This is a genomic window from Camelimonas abortus (assembly GCF_042432745.1).
Taxonomy (GTDB): domain Bacteria; phylum Pseudomonadota; class Alphaproteobacteria; order Rhizobiales; family Beijerinckiaceae; genus Camelimonas; species Camelimonas abortus.
The window spans coordinates 1,940,375-1,959,749 of sequence record NZ_JBHLWR010000006.1 but is presented as its reverse complement, the minus strand read 5'-3'; the positions used below and the strand labels follow the sequence as shown (position 1 = coordinate 1,959,749).

16 protein-coding genes and 1 tRNA gene are annotated in these 19,375 nt (G+C 71.6%); 4 read left to right on the top strand and 13 right to left on the bottom strand.

Annotation, left to right across the window (positions count from 1 at the left end; genetic code table 11):
- Window positions 1-52: 52 nt before the first annotated feature.
- The 8 genes from purL to purC form a co-directional block, all read right to left on the bottom strand.
- Window positions 53-2,257, bottom strand: a complete 2,205-nt coding sequence (purL, locus tag ACFFJB_RS10735; protein ID WP_376831356.1) for a phosphoribosylformylglycinamidine synthase subunit PurL — start codon at window positions 2,255-2,257, stop codon at window positions 53-55.
- Between the two features lie 54 nt (window positions 2,258-2,311).
- Window positions 2,312-3,007 (bottom strand): phosphoribosylformylglycinamidine synthase subunit PurQ, encoded by a 696-nt coding sequence (gene purQ / locus ACFFJB_RS10730; RefSeq protein ID WP_376831355.1) that lies wholly within the window; start codon window positions 3,005-3,007, stop codon window positions 2,312-2,314.
- A gap of 266 nt (window positions 3,008-3,273) precedes the next feature.
- A complete protein-coding gene (gene lipP1, locus ACFFJB_RS10725; RefSeq protein ID WP_376831354.1) occupies window positions 3,274-4,224 on the bottom strand; it encodes a LipP1 family hormone-sensitive lipase in 951 nt (316 codons plus the stop codon).
- Between the two features lie 15 nt (window positions 4,225-4,239).
- Complete coding sequence (gene purS / locus ACFFJB_RS10720; RefSeq protein WP_376831353.1) at window positions 4,240-4,482, bottom strand: phosphoribosylformylglycinamidine synthase subunit PurS; 243 nt, start codon at window positions 4,480-4,482, stop codon at window positions 4,240-4,242.
- Window positions 4,479-5,792 (bottom strand): multidrug effflux MFS transporter, encoded by a 1,314-nt coding sequence (locus ACFFJB_RS10715; RefSeq protein ID WP_446680589.1) that lies wholly within the window; start codon window positions 5,790-5,792, stop codon window positions 4,479-4,481. The genes purS and ACFFJB_RS10715 overlap by 4 nt, the downstream gene beginning before the upstream one ends.
- A 41-nt stretch (window positions 5,793-5,833) precedes the next feature.
- Window positions 5,834-6,448: a disulfide bond formation protein B gene (locus ACFFJB_RS10710; RefSeq protein ID WP_376831351.1), complete on the bottom strand. Its 615-nt coding sequence runs from the start codon at window positions 6,446-6,448 to the stop codon at window positions 5,834-5,836.
- 12 nt (window positions 6,449-6,460) lie between these two features.
- Complete coding sequence (locus ACFFJB_RS10705) at window positions 6,461-7,042, bottom strand: YqaA family protein (protein ID WP_376831350.1); 582 nt, start codon at window positions 7,040-7,042, stop codon at window positions 6,461-6,463.
- Between the two features lie 257 nt (window positions 7,043-7,299).
- Window positions 7,300-8,118 (bottom strand): phosphoribosylaminoimidazolesuccinocarboxamide synthase, encoded by an 819-nt coding sequence (gene purC, locus ACFFJB_RS10700; RefSeq protein WP_376831349.1) that lies wholly within the window; start codon window positions 8,116-8,118, stop codon window positions 7,300-7,302.
- A 402-nt stretch (window positions 8,119-8,520) separates the two neighbouring features.
- Here purC and ACFFJB_RS10695 point away from each other — a divergent pair, with 402 nt between their 5' ends.
- The 3 genes from ACFFJB_RS10695 (at window position 8,521) to ACFFJB_RS10685 (ending at window position 9,810) form a co-directional block, all read left to right on the top strand.
- Entirely contained in the window at window positions 8,521-8,844 is a 324-nt protein-coding gene (locus ACFFJB_RS10695) for a DUF1476 domain-containing protein (RefSeq protein WP_376831348.1), read from the top strand.
- Window positions 8,845-9,127: 283 nt separating this feature from the next.
- A tRNA-Leu gene (locus ACFFJB_RS10690) sits at window positions 9,128-9,212 on the top strand.
- A gap of 256 nt (window positions 9,213-9,468) precedes the next feature.
- Window positions 9,469-9,810, top strand: a complete 342-nt coding sequence (locus ACFFJB_RS10685; protein WP_376831347.1) for a RidA family protein — start codon at window positions 9,469-9,471, stop codon at window positions 9,808-9,810.
- Between the two features lie 103 nt (window positions 9,811-9,913).
- On the opposite strand, the gene ACFFJB_RS10680 is transcribed toward ACFFJB_RS10685, so the two are convergent.
- From ACFFJB_RS10680 to dnaN, 4 genes are all read right to left on the bottom strand, one after another.
- Entirely contained in the window at window positions 9,914-10,423 is a 510-nt protein-coding gene (locus ACFFJB_RS10680; protein ID WP_376831346.1) for a CAP domain-containing protein, read from the bottom strand.
- A 146-nt stretch (window positions 10,424-10,569) separates the two neighbouring features.
- Window positions 10,570-12,999: a DNA topoisomerase (ATP-hydrolyzing) subunit B gene (gene gyrB / locus ACFFJB_RS10675; RefSeq protein ID WP_376831345.1), complete on the bottom strand. Its 2,430-nt coding sequence runs from the start codon at window positions 12,997-12,999 to the stop codon at window positions 10,570-10,572.
- Between the two features lie 233 nt (window positions 13,000-13,232).
- Window positions 13,233-14,414, bottom strand: coding sequence for a DNA replication/repair protein RecF (recF, locus tag ACFFJB_RS10670; protein WP_376831344.1), 1,182 nt, complete (start codon window positions 14,412-14,414; stop codon window positions 13,233-13,235).
- A 143-nt stretch (window positions 14,415-14,557) separates the two neighbouring features.
- On the bottom strand, window positions 14,558-15,676 hold the full coding sequence (gene dnaN, locus ACFFJB_RS10665; RefSeq protein WP_376831343.1) for a DNA polymerase III subunit beta: 1,119 nt from the start codon (window positions 15,674-15,676) through the stop codon (window positions 14,558-14,560).
- Window positions 15,677-16,035: 359 nt separating this feature from the next.
- On the opposite strand from dnaN, the gene ACFFJB_RS10660 reads away from it, so the two are divergent.
- Window positions 16,036-17,220, top strand: a complete 1,185-nt coding sequence (locus ACFFJB_RS10660) for a M20 aminoacylase family protein (protein ID WP_376831342.1) — start codon at window positions 16,036-16,038, stop codon at window positions 17,218-17,220.
- Window positions 17,221-17,330: 110 nt separating this feature from the next.
- Here ACFFJB_RS10660 and dnaA read toward each other — a convergent pair whose 3' ends face one another.
- On the bottom strand, window positions 17,331-18,797 hold the full coding sequence (gene dnaA / locus ACFFJB_RS10655; protein ID WP_376832654.1) for a chromosomal replication initiator protein DnaA: 1,467 nt from the start codon (window positions 18,795-18,797) through the stop codon (window positions 17,331-17,333).
- Window positions 18,798-19,375 lie beyond the last annotated feature (578 nt).

Sequence of the window (19,375 nt, the reverse complement as noted above, 5' to 3'; positions counted from 1 at the left end):
CGGGGAAGGCCGGCGGACGCGCCGCCGGCCGGCCAGTGCGGATGGGGGCCGGTCAGCCGGCCATATATTCGGGCAGCCAGCGCTCGTGCGCCGCCTTCAGGTCGGCGACCTTCACCGGCGGTTCGCCCGGAATGGCGATGGCGTCGCCGCCGGCCACGCCCAGCTTGCGGAACGGCGCGCCGGCCGCGGCCGCTTCCGCCGCAACCGCCTCGATGGTCAGCGGATCGGCGGCGATGACGTAGCGGGCCTGGTCTTCGCCGAACAGGAAGGCATGGGCCGGGATGTCCGCCGGCAGGGCGTCGAAGACCACGCCCAGGCCGCCGGCCATGGCCATCTCCGCCACCGCCACGGCGAGGCCGCCGTCGGAGACGTCGTGCACCGTCGTCACCCGGCCGGAGGCGATGAGCCCGCGCACGAAGTCGCCGTTGCGGCGCTCGGCCGCGAGGTCGACCGGCGGCGGCGCGCCTTCCTCGCGGCCGCAGATGTCGCGCAGATACACGGACTGGCCGAGCCACCCGGTGGTGTCGCCGATCACCGCCAGCACGTGGCCGGCGTCCTTCAGGGCGATGGTGGCGTGCCGGGTCACGTCCTTCAGCAGGCCGACGCCGCCGATGGTCGGCGTGGGCAGGATCGAGCGGCCCTGGGTCTCGTTGTAGAGCGAAACGTTGCCGGAGACGACCGGGAAGTCCAGCGCCCGGCACGCCTCGGCGATGCCCTGCAGGCAGCCCACGAACTGGCCCATCACCTCCGGCTTCTCGGGATTGCCGAAGTTGAGGTTGTCGGTGATGGCCAGCGGCGCGCCGCCCACGGCGGTGATGTTGCGCCAGGCCTCGGCCACCGCCTGGCGGCCGCCCTGCACCGGGTCGGCCTCGCAGTAGCGCGGCGTCACGTCGGTGGTGAGGGCGAGGCCCTTGGGGCCGTCCTCCACGCGCACGATGGCGGCGTCGCCGCCGGGCGTCTGCACGGTGTTGCCGAGAATCAGGTGGTCGTACTGCTCCCACACCCAGCGTTTGGAGCACAGGTCCGGCGTGGCCAGCAGGCGGGCCAGCGCCGTGGCGTTGTCCACCGGGGCGGCCACCGAGGCCGGATCGATGACCGGCCGCGGGCGGCTGGCCGTCCACGGGCGGTCATAGACCGGGGCCTCGTCGCCCAGCTCCTTGATCGGCAGGTCGGCGACGGTTTCGCCCCTGTGCTTCACCACGAAGCGCAGGGTGTCGGTGGTGTAGCCCACCACGGCGAAGTCGAGGCCCCACTTGCGGAAGATGGCCTCGGCCTCCTCGCGCTTCTCCGGCTTCAGCACCATGAGCATGCGCTCCTGGCTTTCGGAGAGCATCATCTCATAGGCGGTCATGCCCTCCTCGCGGCAGGGCACGTTGTCGAGAACCAGCTCGACGCCGAGATTGCCCTTGGCGCCCATCTCCACCGCCGAGCAGGTGAGGCCGGCGGCGCCCATGTCCTGGATGGCGATGACGGAGCCGGTCTGCATCAGCTCGAGGCAGGCCTCCAGCAGCAGCTTCTCGGCGAAGGGGTCGCCCACCTGCACGGTGGGACGTTTCTCCCCGGAGTTCTCGTCGAACTCGGCCGAGGCCATGGTGGCGCCGTGAATGCCGTCGCGGCCGGTCTTGGAGCCGAGATAGACGATCGGATTGCCCACGCCCGCGGCCGCCGCGTAGAAGATGCCGTCCGCCTTCGCTAGGCCCACCGCCATGGCGTTGACGAGGATGTTGCCGTCATAGCGGGTGTGGAAGCCGACGCAGCCGCCCACCGTAGGCACGCCGAAGGAGTTGCCGTAGCCGCCGATGCCCGCGACCACGCCCGAAACCAGGTGGCGGGTCTTCGGATGGTCCGGCGAGCCGAAACGCAGGGCGTTGAGCGCGGCGATGGGGCGCGCGCCCATGGTGAACACGTCGCGCAGGATGCCGCCCACGCCCGTCGCCGCGCCCTGGTAGGGCTCGATATAGGACGGGTGGTTGTGGCTCTCCATCTTGAACACCACCGCGTCGCCGTCGCCGATGTCGATGACGCCGGCGTTCTCGCCCGGACCCTGGATCACCCAGGGGGCCTGCGTCGGCAGGCCCTTCAGGTGCAGGCGCGAGGACTTGTAGGAGCAGTGCTCGTTCCACATGGCGGAGACGATGCCCAGCTCGGTGATGGTCGGCTCGCGGCCGATCAGGGCGACGAAGCGCTCGTATTCATCCGGCTTCAGGCCATGTTCGGCGACGAGTTCCGGAGTAATCCTGGGGGCGGTGGCGGTCATCGGTCAGTCAGTACCCTGTATGGGAGGATGGCGGCGGGACGGGGCGCGGCCGCCTCAGGCGGCGCGCCGGGTCGCGAGGCTTTCGAACAGGCCGAGGCCGTCCGAGCCGCCCACCAGATCGTCGATCAGGTTCTCCGGGTGCGGCATCATGCCGAGCACGTTCAGCTTCTCCGAATAGACGCCGGCGATCGAATTGATGGAGCCGTTGCAGTTGGTCTGCGGGGAGACCACGCCGGCGGCGTCGCAGTAGCGGAAGGCCACCAGGCCCTCGCCCTCCACGCGCGCCGCCGTTTCGGCGTCGGCGGTCCAGTTGCCCTCGCCGTGGGCCACGCACACGTCGATCACCTGGCCGGCGCGGTAACGGTGGGTGAAGGCGGTGTCGTTGCGCTCCACCTTCAGGTGCTGGCGCCGGCAGATGAACTTCAGCTGCGCGTTGCGCGCCAGCACGCCGGGCAGCAGCTGCGCCTCGCACAGGATCTGGAAGCCGTTGCACACGCCCAGCACCAGGCCGCCGCGTCCGGCGTGGGCCCGCACCGCGTCCATGATCTTCGAGCGGGCGGCGATGGCGCCGCAGCGCAGGTAGTCGCCGTAGCTGAAGCCGCCGGGCAGGACCACCAGATCCGTGCCGGGGGGCAGTTCGGTGTCGGCGTGCCAGACCATGGCCGGGGCGACGCCCGAGGCGCGCTTCAGCGCCCTGGCCATGTCGCGCTCACGGTTGGAGCCAGGAAAGATGACGACGGCGGCTTTCATGTTACGTTCCGTGGCGGTTGCGGTCGCCGGTCAGGCGCTCCGGCGAAAAGCGTCGGGTGCTTTTCGCAGGGACAGTGGGGCAGATCAACAGGCCGGCCGTCCCGCCGGCCTGCGCGGCGGCGCCGCCGACCGCGATCCCGCCTGCCGGCAGGACCGCCGTCGCCATGCGCCAGCGCGACGTCCCGCGAAAGGGCGCGCCCTTTCGCGGGTCATCGCGCTTGAAGCAGGATATCAGGGCCTTTTGCGGGCGAAGTCCGCCCGCGGCGTCACGCCTGCGGCGCGGCGAGGCCCCGCGCCAGCTCCCGGCCCATGATCTCCAGCGCCGCTTCCGCCGCGCGGATGACCTTCGACATGGTGATGAAGCCATGCATCTGGTCGCTCATGTGCAGGTAGGTGGTGCGCACGCCCGATTTCTCAAGCTTGCGAGCGTAGGCGGCGCCCTCGTCGGCCAGCGGATCGTAGCCTGCCGTCAGCACGAAGGCCGGCGCCACTCCCGCGTGGGAGGGGGCCAGCAGCGGCGAGGCGCGCCAGTCGGACCTGTCGGCGGCGGAGATGCCGTAATGGTCCGTGAACCAGCGCACCGTCTCCGCCGACAGCGGGAATTCCGCCAGGTCCAGCGCCTGCGACGGATAGGCGTTCACCATGTCCACCGCCGGATAGATCAGCAGCTGGTAGGCCACCGGCGGCAGGTCGCCGTCGCGGGCCATCAGCGCCATCACCGCGGCGAGGTTGCCGCCGGCGCTGTCGCCGCCCACGGCGATGCGCGCCGGGTCAATGCGCAGGCGGCTGGCGTTCTCCGCCACGAACGTCACCGCGGCGGCGCAGTCCTCCACCGCCGCGGGGAAGCGGTGCTCCGGCGCAAGGCGGTAGTCCACGGCCACGACCGCGCAGCCGGAGACATTGGCCAGCCGGCGGCATACGTAGTCGTGCGTCTCAAGGTCGCCGATCACCCAGCCGCCGCCGTGGAAATAGACGAGGCAGGGCAGCGTGGCGAAGTCGTCCGATCCCGCGGGGCGGTAATAGCGCAGCGGCACGGCGCCGTCCGGGCCGTCGGCGCGGAAGTGTTCGAGCAGCGCCACGTCCGGCGCGTCGGGTCCCAGCGCCCGGCGCGAGGCGCGGTAGGCCTCGCGCGCCTCCATCGGCGAAAGCGTGGTCATCGCGGGGCGTCCCGCGGCTTTCATCAGATTGAGCACCGTCCGGGCGTCGGGATCCAGCATCGTCTTCCTCCCAGGTCAGGAAAGGATTTCGACCCTGTAGTTCTCGATGACAGTGTTGGCGAGTAGCCGCTCGCACGCATCCTTCAGGGCCGCTTCAGCCGCTTCAGGTTGGGTGTGGGAAAGCTCAATGTCAAAGACCTTTCCCTGGCGGACGCCAGTGACGCCCTCGATGCCGAGGGAGGAAAGCGCGCCTTCGATCGCCTTGCCCTGCGGGTCAAGCACGCCGTTCTTGAGGGTTACGGTGACTCGGGCCTTCATGGCTGCTCCGGAGTGTCGGGTTGAGAGGCGGGCTTAGCCCGTCTGGCGCCGTCAGGCAATCCGCCCGACGCCGCAGGCGCGGCCGCCGCCTCCGCGGCGCGCGCCGGCTCCACGGCCGCGGCGGTGGTCCTCAGGCCGCCGCCGCGCATCATCAGCCAGCCGTAGCTGGCTACGGCGACCAGCGCCATTGTTGGCATGATGAGCCGCAGGCTGTCGAACGGTTCGTGGAACAGCAGCGCCGCCGCCGCGGTGCCGGCGAGGCCCCCGCCGATCTGCATGAATCCGGTGACGGCCGAAGCCGCCCCCGCCATGCGCGGGAACGGCGCCAGCGCCGCCGTGGTCGCTCCCGGCATGATGAAGGCGTTGCCGAACGCCCACAGCGCCGTGGGGCCCATCACCGAAATGAACGAGGCCGGCCACAGCCTGAGGCCGGCGCCGAAGCCCAGCGCCGACAGCGCCACCAGCGCGAGGCCCACCGGGACGAGCTTCGCCGCGTCCATGCGGCGCAGCAGCACCCCGGCCAGCGCCGCGCCGGTCATGAACGAGCCGGTCTGCGCCAGCATGCCGGCGCCGAATTCGGTCGGCGTCAGCCCCACCTTCTCGATCATCACGAAAGGCAGGATCGCGGCGAGCGTGTAGAGTCCGCCCGGCGACATGGCGATGAGCAGCGAGGTGGCGAGGAAGGTCCGGTTGCCCAGCAGCACGCGGTAGGCGCCGGCCACCGCCGCCGGGCGGGCGAGGGCGCGGTCGCGGTTGCTGTTGGTCTCCGGCGTCACGAAGGCCAGCAGCCAGATGGCGACGGAGCCATAGGCCACCATCACCCAGAAGATCGCCTGCCAGCCGACGGTGGCGAGGATGACGCCTCCCAGCGTGGGCGACACCGCCGGCCCAACCGCCAGCATGACGCCGATCAGGTTCATGATGCGCGCCGACTGCTGGCCGGAGTACTGGTCGCGCACCATGGCGCGGGAGGTGGCGATGCCCGCCGCCGCGCCCACCCCCTGCAGGATGCGGCCGGCCAGCAGCCAGTCCAGGCTGGGCGCCGCCGCCGCGATGATGCTGCCGGCCAGATACACCCCGAAGAACCCCACGCCCACCGGCCGGCGCCCGTAGGCGTCCGACAGCGGCCCGCACACCAGCTGCGCCAAGGCGAAGCCGGTGAAATACACCGTGAGCGTGAGCTTGATCGCCGCCGGCGAGACGTCGAACGCCTTCACCATCGCCGGCAGGGCCGGCGTGTACAGCGACATGCTGATCGGCCCCAGCATCACCACGAGGGCGCCGATGACGGCGGTTTGCAGTTCGCTCATCCGCCCGCCGGCGGGCGGGGCGGCGGTGCGCAGACGAAGCTTCACGGTCGGTTTCCGGAGTGGCCGGCGGACTTTGCGCTGGCGGGCGCCGCGCTGGCGGGGTCTGTGTCGGCGGATCCGGGGGCGCCGGACCGGCCAGGGGCGTCGGCCATCGCGCCGAGGGCGGCGACGGCCGCGAGAAGCAGGGAGACGGCCACGTTCCAGCCGGCCATCGACAGGCCGAGGAAGCGCCAGGCGGCCTCGGTGCAGCTCACCGGGCGCACGCGCTCCAGCTGGCCGAGCAGCTCGCTGGCGCTGGCGGGCATGGCGCCGCCGCCGGAGCAGTCCGCGGGACCCGGCCACAGCCCCCACTCAACGCCGGCGTGATAGGCGCCGAGGCCGGCGCTGACCAGGAACACGAGCGTCAGTAGCAGCAGGCCGACGCGGCGCAGGCGCGTCTGCGCCCGCGGGGTGACGGCCAGCAGCGCCGCCAGCAGCGCGGCGAAATACCAGGGCGCCCGCTGCTGCAGGCACAGCGGGCAGGGCAGATAGCCAAAGGCGTGCTCGAAGACCAGGAAGGCGGCGATGACCGCCGCCGCGCCCGACAGAACCGCCAGCGCCGCCGTGCGGGAGGTGAAGCTTGCGGGGAGGGCGGGGCGGGCGGCCGGAGCAGTCATCGGCGGCGCTCCTCAGAACAGGAACTTCGCGGCGGCGAAGCCGGCGACGATGAAGCCGAGAACCGCCACGCCGACGACGCCGGCGTGCCGGTCCATCAGGCGGCGGATGGGTTCGGCGAACAGCTGCATCGCCCCCGCCACGAGGGCGAAGCGCACGCCGCGGGTGACGAGGCACAGGAGCACGAACCACAGCAGGTTGTAGCCGGCGAAGCCGGACATGATGGTGATCAGCTTGAAGGGAATCGGCGTCAGCCCCTTCAGCAGGATGATCCAGTGGCCGTATTCGGCGTAGGACTGGCGGAACGCCTCCACGCCGCTCTCCATGCCGTAGACGCGGATCAGCCACATGCCCAGGGAGTCGAACAGCAGGTAGCCGATGGCGTAGCCGAGCAGGGCGCCCGCCACCGAGGCGAGCGTGCAGACGAAGGCGTAAAACCATGCCCGGCGCGGCTGCGCCAGCGCCATGGGCGCAAGCATCACGTCCGGCGGGATGGGAAAGAACGAGCTCTCGGCGAACGACACCAGGGCGAGCGCCCAGGTGGCTCCCGGGCGGTTCGCCAGGCTTGTCGTCCAGTCATAGAGCCGCTTGAACATGTCGCCCTTCATAGGAGGCCGCGGCGGCGGCGTCTAATGCCCATATGCGGGCGCGCGCCGCCTGACCCGGCGAATTTTGCATGGCGGGGCGCGCGCCTGCGCGCCGCCGCGGGCCGTCCCAGTACAGGCGCGCGGGGGTTAGCGGACGGTGAACGCGCCCTGGCGCGCCGCAACAAAAAGGGCCCGGCGATCCGGGCCCGTTCCGCTGCGCCGTGACGGTGGCGGGGCTGCGCGCGCCCCGCCGCGACGCCGGCGCGTTACTGTTTGCCGTCCGCCTCGCCGGTCTGCACCAGACGCGGCCCCTGGGCGGTGGGGTTCTCCGCCTCGCCAAGGATGCCGAGCCGGCGCGCCACCTCGGAGTAGGCCTCGACGAGGCCGCCCATGTCGCGACGGAAGCGGTCCTTGTCGAGCTTGTCGGCTGACTTGATGTCCCACAGCCGGCAGGAGTCGGGCGAGATCTCGTCGGCGACGACGATGCGCATCATGTCGCCTTCCCAGATGCGGCCCACCTCCATCTTGAAGTCGACGAGGCGGATGCCGGCGCCGAGGAACAGGCCGGTGAGGAAGTCGTTGACGCGGATGGCGAGCGCCATGATGTCGTCGAGCTCCTGCGGCGTGGCCCAGCCGAAGGCGGTGATGTGCTCTTCCGACACCATCGGATCATCGAGGGCGTCGTTCTTGTAGTAGAACTCGATGATCGAGCGCGGCAGCGGCGTGCCTTCCTCGAGGCCGAGGCGCTTGGACAGCGAGCCCGCCGCAACGTTGCGCACCACGACTTCCAGCGGAATGATCTCCACTTCCCGGATCAGCTGCTCGCGCATGTTGAGCCGCCGGATGAAGTGGGTCGGAACGCCAATGTCGTTCAGGTTCTGGAAGATATATTCCGAGATGCGGTTGTTGAGCACGCCCTTGCCGTCAATCACCTCGTGTTTTCTGGCGTTGAAGGCGGTGGCGTCGTCCTTGAAGTGCTGGATCAGCGTACCAGGTTCGGGGCCTTCATAAAGGACCTTCGCCTTGCCTTCGTAAATACGACGGCGACGATTCATCGGCGTGTACCGTGTCTTGAGAAAATCCATGGGGGACCGCCGTCGCTCCTTGAACAGGGTAATGTCCGCGGCCAGCGGGCTTGTCTGGGGCGGCAAACCCGCACCGGCAACCTAGCCGATCAGGGCCGTCAGCACAATGAGTGAGTTGAAGGGGCCGTCCTGGCGCCTTGCGCCAGAATGACGCCTGCCCTTCAGCCACAGGGGTGCGGCCATTTGATGGCGCCGACGTGGCCGCGGGGCAAGGGCGACGTCGCGCCGCGGCCCGTCTTTCCGCCGGAAAATCCGGCGGGAGGGCGCCGGGCGGCCGCCGCGGCGGCGGTCGGTGGCGGCGGTCCGCGGCGGTGCGGCGCCGCGCGTCCGCGGGCTCTGGCAAACGGCGCGCGCGCCATCTACATTAAGGGTCCGCGTTTTCTTTCTGGGACAGGACCGTACATGACGACATTTAGCAAGCGCGAAGAGGCCTTTGAGCGCAAATTCGTTCTCGATGAAGAGCTGCGTTTCAAGGCCATGGCGCGCCGCAACCGGCTCCTGGGCGAGTGGGCCGCGAGCAAGCTGGGCAAGAGCGGGCAGGAAGCGTCCGAGTACGCCCGGTCGGTCATTCTCGCCGACTTCGAGGAAGCGGGCGACGAGGACGTGTTCCGCAAGGTCCGTGGCGATCTGGAGGCCGCCGGGGTCAAGGTTTCCGGGCAGGAGTTGCGTGAGACCATGGAGCGCCTCCTCGCCGTGGCGGTGGAGGAGGTCCAGGCCGGCCGCTGACGCCGGCCGCTGACGCCGGCCTCTGACGCCGGGCCGCCGCTGACGCCGGGCCGCCCGGGCCGCGCTGCGCCCGGGCCGTGAGCCGCGCCGTCGCGCCCGCCGCCGGGCGGGGCGCGGCGACGCTTTTGCCGGCGACGCGCTGGCGCGGACGGCGTTCCGCCCGGCTGCGCGGGCGACGCGCCGGCGGCCGGGTTTCCCTGCCCGGAGCGGCGCCGGCCCGCTGGTGGAAAGCCCCGCCAGGGCGTTGACCTCGCGCGTCAGGCGAATATCATTCGCGGCAAGTGCCCCTGTGGTGGAATTGGTAGACGCGCTCGACTCAAAATCGAGTTCCGAAAGGAGTGCTGGTTCGAGGCCGGCCAGGGGCACCAATCCCCCCCCTTTCCCGCTTCTTCCGCCCCGCTGCAGTCTTCCGGGGGCGGGTCCGTCCGGGGCGCCCGGGCGTGGCCATGCCTGTCAAGGGCGGCGGCGCGCCGCAGGCCGCCGCGCGAAAGACGTTCAAAATCCGCCCTCCTTCCCATTTTTGCGTTTCTGCGGGCCGCGGAAACGGTTAACTCGCGGCGTCCGTCGCCGGCGCGGCCAGCGAACCCGCCCTCCGGCGCGCGGACCAGGCAGGAAGGAGAGGCCATGAGCATCCGTCGCATCCAGACCGGTCCGCGCATGAGCGAGGCCGTCGTCTACAACAACACCGTCTATCTGGCCGGCCAGGTGGCCGCCGGCGACACCGTCGCCGGGCAGACGCGCGCCATTCTCGCCCAGATCGACGCGCTGCTGGCGGAAGCCGGCACGGACAGGTCGAAGCTGGTCTCGGCCACCATCTACCTCACCGATATCGCCACGTTCGGCGAAATGAACGCCGAGTGGGAGAAATGGGTGTCGCCGGGCAATACCCCGGCCCGCGCCACCGTCGAGGCCCGCCTCGCCGCGCCGGAATACCGGGTTGAGATCCAGGTGGTGGCGGCGCTCTGACAGCAGGCCCGCCGCAGCGCCCGCCGGCGGGCGCCCGCAGGGGCGCGGATCCCGTCCGGGGCCGCGCCTTTCGCATGTCCGGGCGGGCGCCGGCGCGCGCCGGTCACTCGGCCAGCACCAGCGCCCAGAAAGTTCCGTAACGCTGGCCGGGGGCGTCGGCGCGGGCGAAGCCGATGCGGCGCATCTTCGGGTCCAGCATGTTGCGGTTGTGGCCGGCCGAGCGTTTCCAGCGTTCGATCGCCGCCGCCGCGTCGCGGGCGCCGGCGCCCAGGTTCTCGGCCGCCGCGCCGGGCGCGCCGTAACGCGCCATGCGGCCGGCGAAATCGCCGTGATCCAGCCGGCCGAGGCGCGCCGTCGCCGCCGCCTGCTCGGCCGCCGGGGCGTTCAGCGCCGGATCGACGCGCACCGGCCCGAGGCCGTGGGCGGCGCGCCAGGCGCTGACCAGCCGCGCGGCGGCCGGCGCGTCGGCGGTGGAGACGCTCACCGGCCCGGCCTGCCGGGCCGGCTCCGTGGCGCAGGCGGCGAGGGCAAGGGCGAGGGCGGCCGCAGCGGCCGCCGGGCGCAGTCTGGCGCGGGCGTTCATGGCGTGAAGGGCAGGGCCACTGACAGTCATGCCGCTGTCCTGCCGGGGAAATCGGGCGGGAAGCGGGCGCGGCGCCGCGCGCCGGCGTCGCAGGCGGCGGACGGCGGAAACGGAAAAGGGCGACGCCGCCGGCGCCGCCCGTTTCCGTGAGGACGCGCCGCGGGGCGGCGCGCCGGTCACACGTCCAGGTTGGAGACGCTGAGCGCGTTCTCCTGGATGAAGGCGCGGCGCGGCTCCACCACGTCGCCCATCAGCTTCACCAGCAGGTCGTCGGCGTCCTGCACGTCCTTGACGCGCACCTGCAGCAGCGAGCGGTTGTCGCGGTCCAGGGTGGTCTCCCACAGCTGCTCGGGGTTCATCTCGCCGAGACCCTTGTAGCGCTGCAGGGTGATGCCCTTGCGGCCGGCGGCGGTCACCGCCTCGAACAGCTCCACCGGGCCGTGGACCGGAGTGGACTCGGCGCGGCGCAGCAGCGTGGCCGGCCGCGCGTACGCCTCGTGCAGGTGCGGATGCCGCTCGTGCAGGCGCAGCGCCTCGGCCGAGGCCAGCAGGCCGGCGTCCAGCTCCACGGTCTGCTTCACGCCGCGCACCACGCGGGTGAACAGGTAGCCGCCGTTGACCGTCTCGCCCTTCCAGCCGCGCTCGGTTTCCTCGGCCAGCACGTCGAGGCGGGCGGCGATGTCGGCGGCGATCCGCGCCGCGAGCTCCGGCTCGTCGTCGACGATGCCGGCGCGCAGGCCGCCGGCGATGGCCGCCTGCTCGACGACCGTGCGGTTGTAGCGGGTGTGCAGCGTCGAAAGCAGCTGGCGCACGTAGCGCGCCTCCTCGACGAGGTTGCGCAGGTCGAGCCCGGCGCGCTCCTCGCCGCCGGCCAGGCGCAGCACGGCGCCGTCGAGGCCGCCCTCGATGAGGTAGTCGTCCAGCGCGCGCTCGTCCTTGAGATACTGCTGCGACTTGCCGCGCGTCACCTTGTAGAGCGGCGGCTGGGCGATATAGACGTGACCGCGGTCGATGATCTCGCGCATGTGACGGAAGAAGAACGTCAGCAGGAGCGTGCGGATGTGCGAGCCGTCGACGTCCGCGTCCGTCATGATGATGATCTTGTGGTAGCGGAGCTTGTCGGGATCGAACTCCTCGCGGCCGATGCCGGTGCCGAGGGCGAGGATCAGCGTGCCGATGGTCTCCGACGACAGCATCTTGTCGAAGCGGGCGCGCTCCACGTTGAGGATCTTGCCGCGCAGCGGCAGCACCGCCTGATACTCGCGGTTGCGGCCCTGCTTCGCCGAGCCGCCGGCCGAGTCGCCCTCCACGATGAACAGTTCGGACAGCGCGGGGTCGCGCTCCTGGCAGTCGGCGAGCTTGCCGGGCAGCGAGGCGATGTCGAGCGCGCCCTTGCGGCGCGACAGCTCGCGGGCGCGGCGCGCGGCCTCGCGGGCGGAGGAGGCCTCCACCACCTTGCTGACGATGACGCGGGCGTCGGCCGGGTTCTCCTCGAGCCACTGGCCGAGCGCCTCGTTGACGGCGCCCTCGACCGCCGGGCGCACCTCGGAGGACACCAGCTTGTCCTTGGTCTGGGACGAGAACTTGGGATCCGGCACCTTCACCGAGAGCACGCAGGTGAGGCCCTCGCGGCAGTCGTCGCCGGTAAGCGACACCTTTTCCTTTTTCGTCAGGCCTGTTGAATCGGCGTAGCTGGTGATCTGCCGGGTCAGCGCGGCCCGGAAGCCGGCGAGGTGGGTGCCGCCGTCGCGCTGCGGGATGTTGTTGGTGAAGGCCAGCACGTTCTCGTGGTAGGTGTCGTTCCACCACAGCGCCGCCTCCACGCCGATGCCGTCGCGCTCGGCGCGCACCACGATGGGCCGGGAGATCAGCGGCGTCTTGGTGCGGTCGAGATAGCGCACGAAGGCCTCGACGCCGCCCTCATACATCAGCTCCTCGCGCCGGTGCTCCGCGCCGCGGGCGTCGGTGAGGATGATGCGCACGCCGGAGTTGAGGAAGGCGAGCTCGCGCAGGCGGTGTTCGAGGGTGTCGTAGTCGAACACCGTGTTGCTGAAGGTTTCCGGCGAGGGCAGGAAGGTCACCATGGTGCCGCGCCGGCCGTTGGCCGGGCCGACCACCGCCAGCGGGGCCACGGCGTCGCCGTGGCGGAACTCCATGAAGTGTTCGAGGTCGTTGCGCCAGATGGTGAGGCGCAGCCATGTGGACAGCGCGTTCACCACCGAGACGCCGACGCCGTGCAGGCCGCCGGAGACCTTGTAGGAGTTCTGGTCGAACTTTCCGCCCGCGTGCAGCTGGGTCATGATGACCTCGGCCGCCGAGACGCCTTCCTCGGGATGGAGGTCGGTGGGAATGCCGCGTCCGTTGTCGGTCACCGTGCAGGAGCCGTCGGCGTTCAGCGTCACGGTCACGAGATCGGCGTGACCGGCGAGGGCCTCGTCGATCGCGTTGTCCACCACCTCATAGACCATGTGGTGCAGGCCGGAGCCGTCGTCGGTGTCGCCGATGTACATGCCCGGACGCTTGCGGACCGCATCGAGACCCTTGAGGACGCGGATGGAGTCTGCGCCGTAGCTGTCGGCGCCGGCGTTGCGGGCTGGTTCTGACATCTGGTTCCCTGGGTCGCCTTGCGGGGCATGTCCCGGACGGCTGGCTCGTCGAGGGGCCGCCGGGCGCATGGGGGATGGCGCGCCTCGCGCGCGCGTACATTACGAATACGAATCCTGCGCCTTATATAAGCGCTTCCCGCGCCTTGCGCCAGCCGCACGGGCGGCCGGAACGCGCCGCCGCGTCCTGGTCCCCAAAAGGGGCAGGGCAGGCTCCAGCAGCCCCGCAGGCCGTTTCAGGCGGGCGTTTCGCTCACGGCGCCGGGGCGCACGTAATACACGCGCGAGTCGCCCGGCAGGTCGGCGAACAGGGCCGGGTCGGCGCCGGTCATCCAGACCTGCGAGCCCAGCCCCGCCAGCTCCTCATACAGCGCCCGCCGGCGGCCGGGGTCGAGATGGGCGGCGATCTCGTCCAGCAGCACCACCGGGGCGATGCCGCTCATGGCCGCCACCAGCCGGGCGTGGGCGAGGGCGAGGCCGATGAGCAGCGCCTTCTGTTCGCCGGTGGAGCACAGCTCCGCCGGCATGTCGCGCGGTCCGTGCCAGACGGCGAGGTTGGTGGTCTGCGGGCCGGCCAGCGCCCGGCCGGCGGCGCGGTCGCGGGCGCGGCCCTCGCGCAGCAGGGCGCGGAAATGGTCCTCCACGTCCAGCGCCGGCATGGTCGCCACCATCTCCTCGATCACGCCCTCCAGCTTCAGCCCTGCCCACGGGAAGGCGGAGGGCGCGCCCTGGCGGGCGGCGGCGAGGGCCGCGAGGCGGTCGGCGGTTTCGCGCCGGGCCGAGGCCACCGCGACGCCAAGCTCGGCCAGCTCGCGCTCCACCGCGTCCAGCCAGGCGCTGTCGGCGTAAGGATCCTCCAGCAGCCGGTTGCGCGAGCGCAGGGCGCGCTCGAAGGCGCTGACCCGCGCGCCGTGCGCCGCGTCCACCGCCAGCACCAGCCGGTCGAGATAACGGCGCCGGTCGCCGGGCGGGCCGGCGAACAGCCCGTCCTGGGCCGGCGTCAGCCACACGATGCGCAGGTAATCGGCGAAGGCGGCCGGCGAGGAGACGGTCTCGCCGTCGATGCGGCTGCGGCGGGCGAGGGCGCCGGCGCGGTTCTCCAGCGCGACGCCGAGGCGGGCGCCGCCGCTGCTCTCCCCGTCAAGGGTGAGCGACACGGCGAAGGCGGGCGCGGGCGTGGCCGGCGCGCCCTGCGCCGCCGGCAGCAGCCGGCGCATGTCGCGCAGCTCCGCCCGCCGCAGGCCCCGGCCGGGCGTGAACAGCGAGATCGCCTCCAGCAGGTTGGTCTTGCCCGCGCCATTGTCGCCGGCCAGGGCGACGAGGCTGGCGCCGGCGCGCAGGTCCAGCGCCGCATAGCTGCGGAAGTCCTGCAGCATCACGCGGGTGACGCGCGGGCGGATGGGCGGCCTTGCGGTCATGGGTGCTATCCGCGCCGGCGCAGGACGCCGGCCCTGTCGTCAGGGCGCCGCGCGGGCGGCGCGGCGCCAGGGCGCGCCGCCGGGCGCCGCTCCGCCGGCCCCGCGCCCGCGCGCGGCCTCACATGCGGCCTCACGCGCAGCGTTCATACGCGCATCGGCATCAGCACGTACAGCGCCGGCGCGCCCTCGCGGTCCTGGATGATGGTGGGCGAGCTGGCGTCGGCGAGGCGGAAGAAGGCGGTGTCGCCGTCCAGCTGGGCGGCGATGTCCAGCAGGTAGCGGGCGTTGAAGCCCACGTCGAGCGGCTCGCCCTCATAGTCGACGCTGATCTCCTCCATGGCCGAGCCGGAGTCCGGATTGGTCACCGACAGGGTGAGGCGGCCCTCCTGCAGCGACAGCTTCACGGCGCGGCCGCGCTCGGAGGAAATGGTGGAGACGCGGTCCACCGCCGGCGTGAACTCGGCCAGCTCCACCACCATCACCCGGTCGTTGGCGGTGGGGATGACGCGCTGGTAGTCCGGAAAGGCGCCGTCGATCAGCTTGGAGGTCAGCACCACCGCGCCGGCGGTGAGGCGGATCTTGCTCTCGGACAGCTCGACGGTGACCTCGCCGTCAAGGCCCTCCAGCAGCTTCTGGATTTCCGCCACCGCCTTGCGGGGCACGATGACGCCCGGCATGGTCTCGCAGCCGGCCGGGGCGGGGGCGTCGACGCGGGCGAGGCGGTGGCCGTCGGTGGCCACGGCGCGCAGCGTGGTTTCGCCGCCGTTCGTCGCCGGATGCAGGTAGATGCCGTTGAGATAGTAGCGGGTCTCTTCCGTCGAGATGGCGAACTGGGTCTTGTCGATCAGCCGCTTGATGTCGGCGGCCGGGGCGGAGAAGCGCCACGGCAGCTCGCCGGGGGCGATGTTGGGGAAATCGCCCTCCGGCAGCGCCTGCAGGGTGAAGCGCGAGCGGCCGGCGCGGATCACCGCCTGGGCTCCGCCGGCGGCGGTCTCCAGCGACACCTGGGAGCCCTCGGGCAGCTTGCGCACGATGTCATAGAGCACGTGCGCCGGCGCGGTGGTGGCCCCCGGCGCGTCAACGGCGGCCTCCACCGTCTCGGTCACCTCGATGTCAAGGTCGGTGGCCTTGACTGTCAGCGCCCCCTCCGCGGCCCGCAGCAGCAGGTTGGACAGGATCAGGGCGGTGTTGCGCCGCTCGACAACGCGATGGACATGGCCGAGCGCCCGGAGCAGAGCAGTTCTCTCGACAGTTACTTTCATGGCCTGACCCGTTGACGTTGTGAGAAAAGCGGAAAGCCAGGGAGACTGGCCGCCCCTGCGCGCGTGCGGCGCCCTGGCGGGCGCGACAGGCGCAGGGTTGCAGACAATGCAGCCTTGGCCGCGCCGACGCAAGCCCTGCAAGGCCTTCGCCCGCAGGCGCGCGGCCCCGGCGTCCGCCGCGTCGTGGCCCCGGCAGGACACGGCTCCGCGCCGGCGCGCCCGGCGCGGGGAGACGCGGCGGGACGGGCGCCTGAAGACCGCAGCGTGACGACGCCCGCGCGCCGGCCTTGCTCTCGACAGCCGCCGCGCCGGCGCTGCATCATCGCCGGGGGGCGAGGCAGCGCCCGGGAGAGCGTCACATGGAGCAGCGACATCACCGCCACGTGCTGGAGGCCGTCATGGCGTTCCAGGACGACATCATCGCCTGGCGCCGGCGGATCCACGCCTGGCCGGAGCTGGGCTTTGAGGAGGAGAAAACCGCAGCCTTCGTCGCGGAGCTGCTGGAAAGCTGGGGGGTGGAGGTTCACCGCGGCGTCGGCGGCACGGGCGTGGTCGGGGTGGTGCGCGGCCGCGGCGGCGACGCCGGGCGGCGCGTCGGCCTGCGCGCCGACATGGACGCGCTGCCCATGGAGGAGGCCACCGGCCTGCCGTTCGCCTCGCGCAATCCCGGCCGCTTCCATGGCTGCGGCCATGACGGCCACACCGCCATGCTGCTGGGTGCCGCGCGCTATCTCGCCGCCACGCGCGATTTCGACGGCGTGACGCACCTGATTTTCCAGCCGGCGGAGGAGGGGCTGGGCGGCGCCCGCGCCATGCTCGCCGACGGGCTGTTCACGCGCTTTCCCTGCGACGAGATCTACGCCCTGCACAACGCCCCCGCCGGGGTGAGCGGCCATGTGGGGGTGTGCGCCGGCCCGGCCATGGCGGGGGCGGACTTCTTCGACATCACCATCACCGGCCGCGGCGCCCACGGCGCCATGCCCAATCTCGGCGCCGATCCGGTGGTGGCGGCCGCCAGCCTGGTGCAGGCGCTGCAGACCATCGTCAGCCGCAATGTCGATCCGCAGCAGCCGGCGGTGGTGTCCGTGACGCAGGTTCATGCCGGCTCGGCCTACAACGTCATTCCGGACCGGGCGACGGTGGCCGGGACGGTGCGCGCCTTCGACCAGCGGGTGATGGAGAAGGTCCGCCGGCGCATCCGCGAGCTGGCGGAGGGGATCGCCGCCGCCCACGGCGTCACGGCCAGCGTCGACATCCGCAACGTGTTCTCCGTGCTGGTGAACAGCGACGAACAGAGCCGCGCGGCGGCCGGCGTCGCCGCCGCCATGCTGGGCGGGGACCGCGTGCGCGCCGACGAAACGCCCAAGATGGGCAGCGAGGATTTCGCCGACATGCTGCAGCAGGTTCCCGGCGCCTATCTGTGGCTCACCGGCGCCCACACCGCGCCGCTGCACAATCCGGGCTTCCTTCTTGACGAAAGCATCCTGCCGGTTGGGGCGGCGCTGCTGGCGGCCATCGCCGAAAGCCGCGCCACGGCCGCCTGAGCCGGCCGCCGCCACGCGGCGCGGCCGTCCCGGACGGCGCGCCGGCGGGAGCTTCCGCCGGCGCAAGGTCCATCCCTGTCCGGGGGCCGGACGCGCGCCGCCGGGCGCGCTCAGTCGAGCAGCATGCGCTTGAGCAGCTCGACCTCTTCGTGCAGCGCCTTGTCCTCGGCCACGGCCTTGTCGATCTTGCGCACGGCGTGCAGCACGGTGGTGTGGTCGCGGCCGCCGAAGCGCCGGCCGATCTCCGGCAGCGAGCGCAGGGTCAGCTGCTTGGAGAGATACATGGCGATCTGCCGCGGCTTGACCACGGCGGCGGTGCGCCGCTCGGACAGGATGTCGGCGCGCGAGACGTTGTAGCGCGTGGCCACCAGCTTCTGGATGTCCTCGATCTTGACGCGCTTGGGCTCGCGGGTGCGCACCAGGTCGCGGATGGCGTTCTCGGCGGTCTCCACCGTGATCTCGCCGCCCGAGAGGGTGGTGTGGGCGAGCAGGCGGTTGACCGCGCCGTCGAGGTCGCGGCCGTTGGTGGTGATCACCGAGGCCACATAGGCGATCACTTCCGGGCTGACCGCGAAGGCGGGGTGCTTGGCCTGCATGGCGGCGATGCGCGCCTTGAGAATGCTGGCGCGCAGGGCCTCGTCGAGCGGGCCCATCTCCACCACGAGGCCGCCGGCGAGGCGCGAGCGCACGCGCTCGTCGAGCGTCTCCAGCTCGGCCGGCGGCCGGTCGGCGGCGACGACGATCTGCCGGCCGGCGTCGATCAGCGCGTTCACCGTATGGCCGAACTCCTGCTGGATCGACTTGCCCTGGATGAACTGCACGTCGTCGAGCACCAGCATGTCGATGGCGCGCAGCTTCTCCTTGAAGGCCAGCGCCGTCTGCGACTTCAGCGCGTTGACGAAGCTGTACATGAAGCGGTCGGCGGTGAGGTAGATCACCTTGCGGCCGCGCTGCTCGGCGGCGTGGGAGACGGCCTGCAGCAGGTGGGTCTTGCCGAGGCCGACGCTGGCGTGGAGGTAGAACGGGCTGTACAGCGGCGCGCCGCCGTCATGGCTGGCCACGCGCTCGGCGGCGGCGTGGGCGAGGGCGTTGGAGCGCCCGACGACGAAATTCTCGAAGGTGAGACGCGGGTCCAGGCTGTTGCCGACGATGTCGGCTTCAGCCCCCGCCGCCGCGGCGGGAGCCGGAGCGGCGGCGGCCGGCTCCTGCGGCTGGGCCGGGGCCGGGCGCGCCGGGGCGGCCGGCGCCTGCGCCGGGGCCGCGGCCGGGCGGCGCGCCGGCTCCGGCATGCGCGGCGAGATCACCGCGCCGCCGGCGGAGCGCACGCCGATGATGAGGCGGCCCACGCCGGGGAAGGCGCCGCGGAAAACGGTGAGGACGCGGTCGAGATAATTGGCCTCGATCCAGCTCTTGAGGAAGCGGGTGGGGACGGTAAGACGCGCGACGTCGCCGGAAATGGCGTCCAGCTCCAGGCGTCCGAACCAGCTGGAGAACACGTCCTCGCCCAGTTCGGCGCGCAGGCGGCGGCGCACGCTCTCCCAGGCTTCGGCGCGGTCGGCGGCGCTCATGTCCTCCATGGCGTCAAGGGCGTGATCCGCAGGCGCGCCATCCCGGAAGCTGGATCCATTCATGGCGGCGCCGGTCTCACCCTTAAGCATGACTGCAACTCCGTATTCACCGGCGGCCGTGTCCCGTCCGGCGGGACGCCGGCCGCGCATCTGGTTCAGTGGGGCCAGCATGGCCCTGGCCAGCGACCGACGTTCCCGTGCGGCAGCTGAATGAAACTGCGTAAATGCGCAAGCAAATGGAAATTATTGGCCGCATGGCCTTTGTGGCCATGCTCCATCATCCATCCAGGATGAAAAATGCAATATCTTCATCCTGGGTGCGCTTGCGGAATTACGTAACACAACTTGAGGGAAGCTCGGGCAACCCGAGTGAAGTGACCTTACATGGGCGGCGCGGGGGCCGCAACTCGCTTGTTGGCAACGCCAGGCCGCGGCTGCGGCTCTGACCCAGGGGCAGTCCGTCCGTCCGTCCGGAGGCGGTTTTCAACCCCTTGAGCGCCCGGCGGTTTCCGGCCCGCGCGGTCGCGGGGGGGCGCCGGATGACATTCGCATGAAGGCGCTGCGCCGCCGCCCCGGCGGCGGCGCGA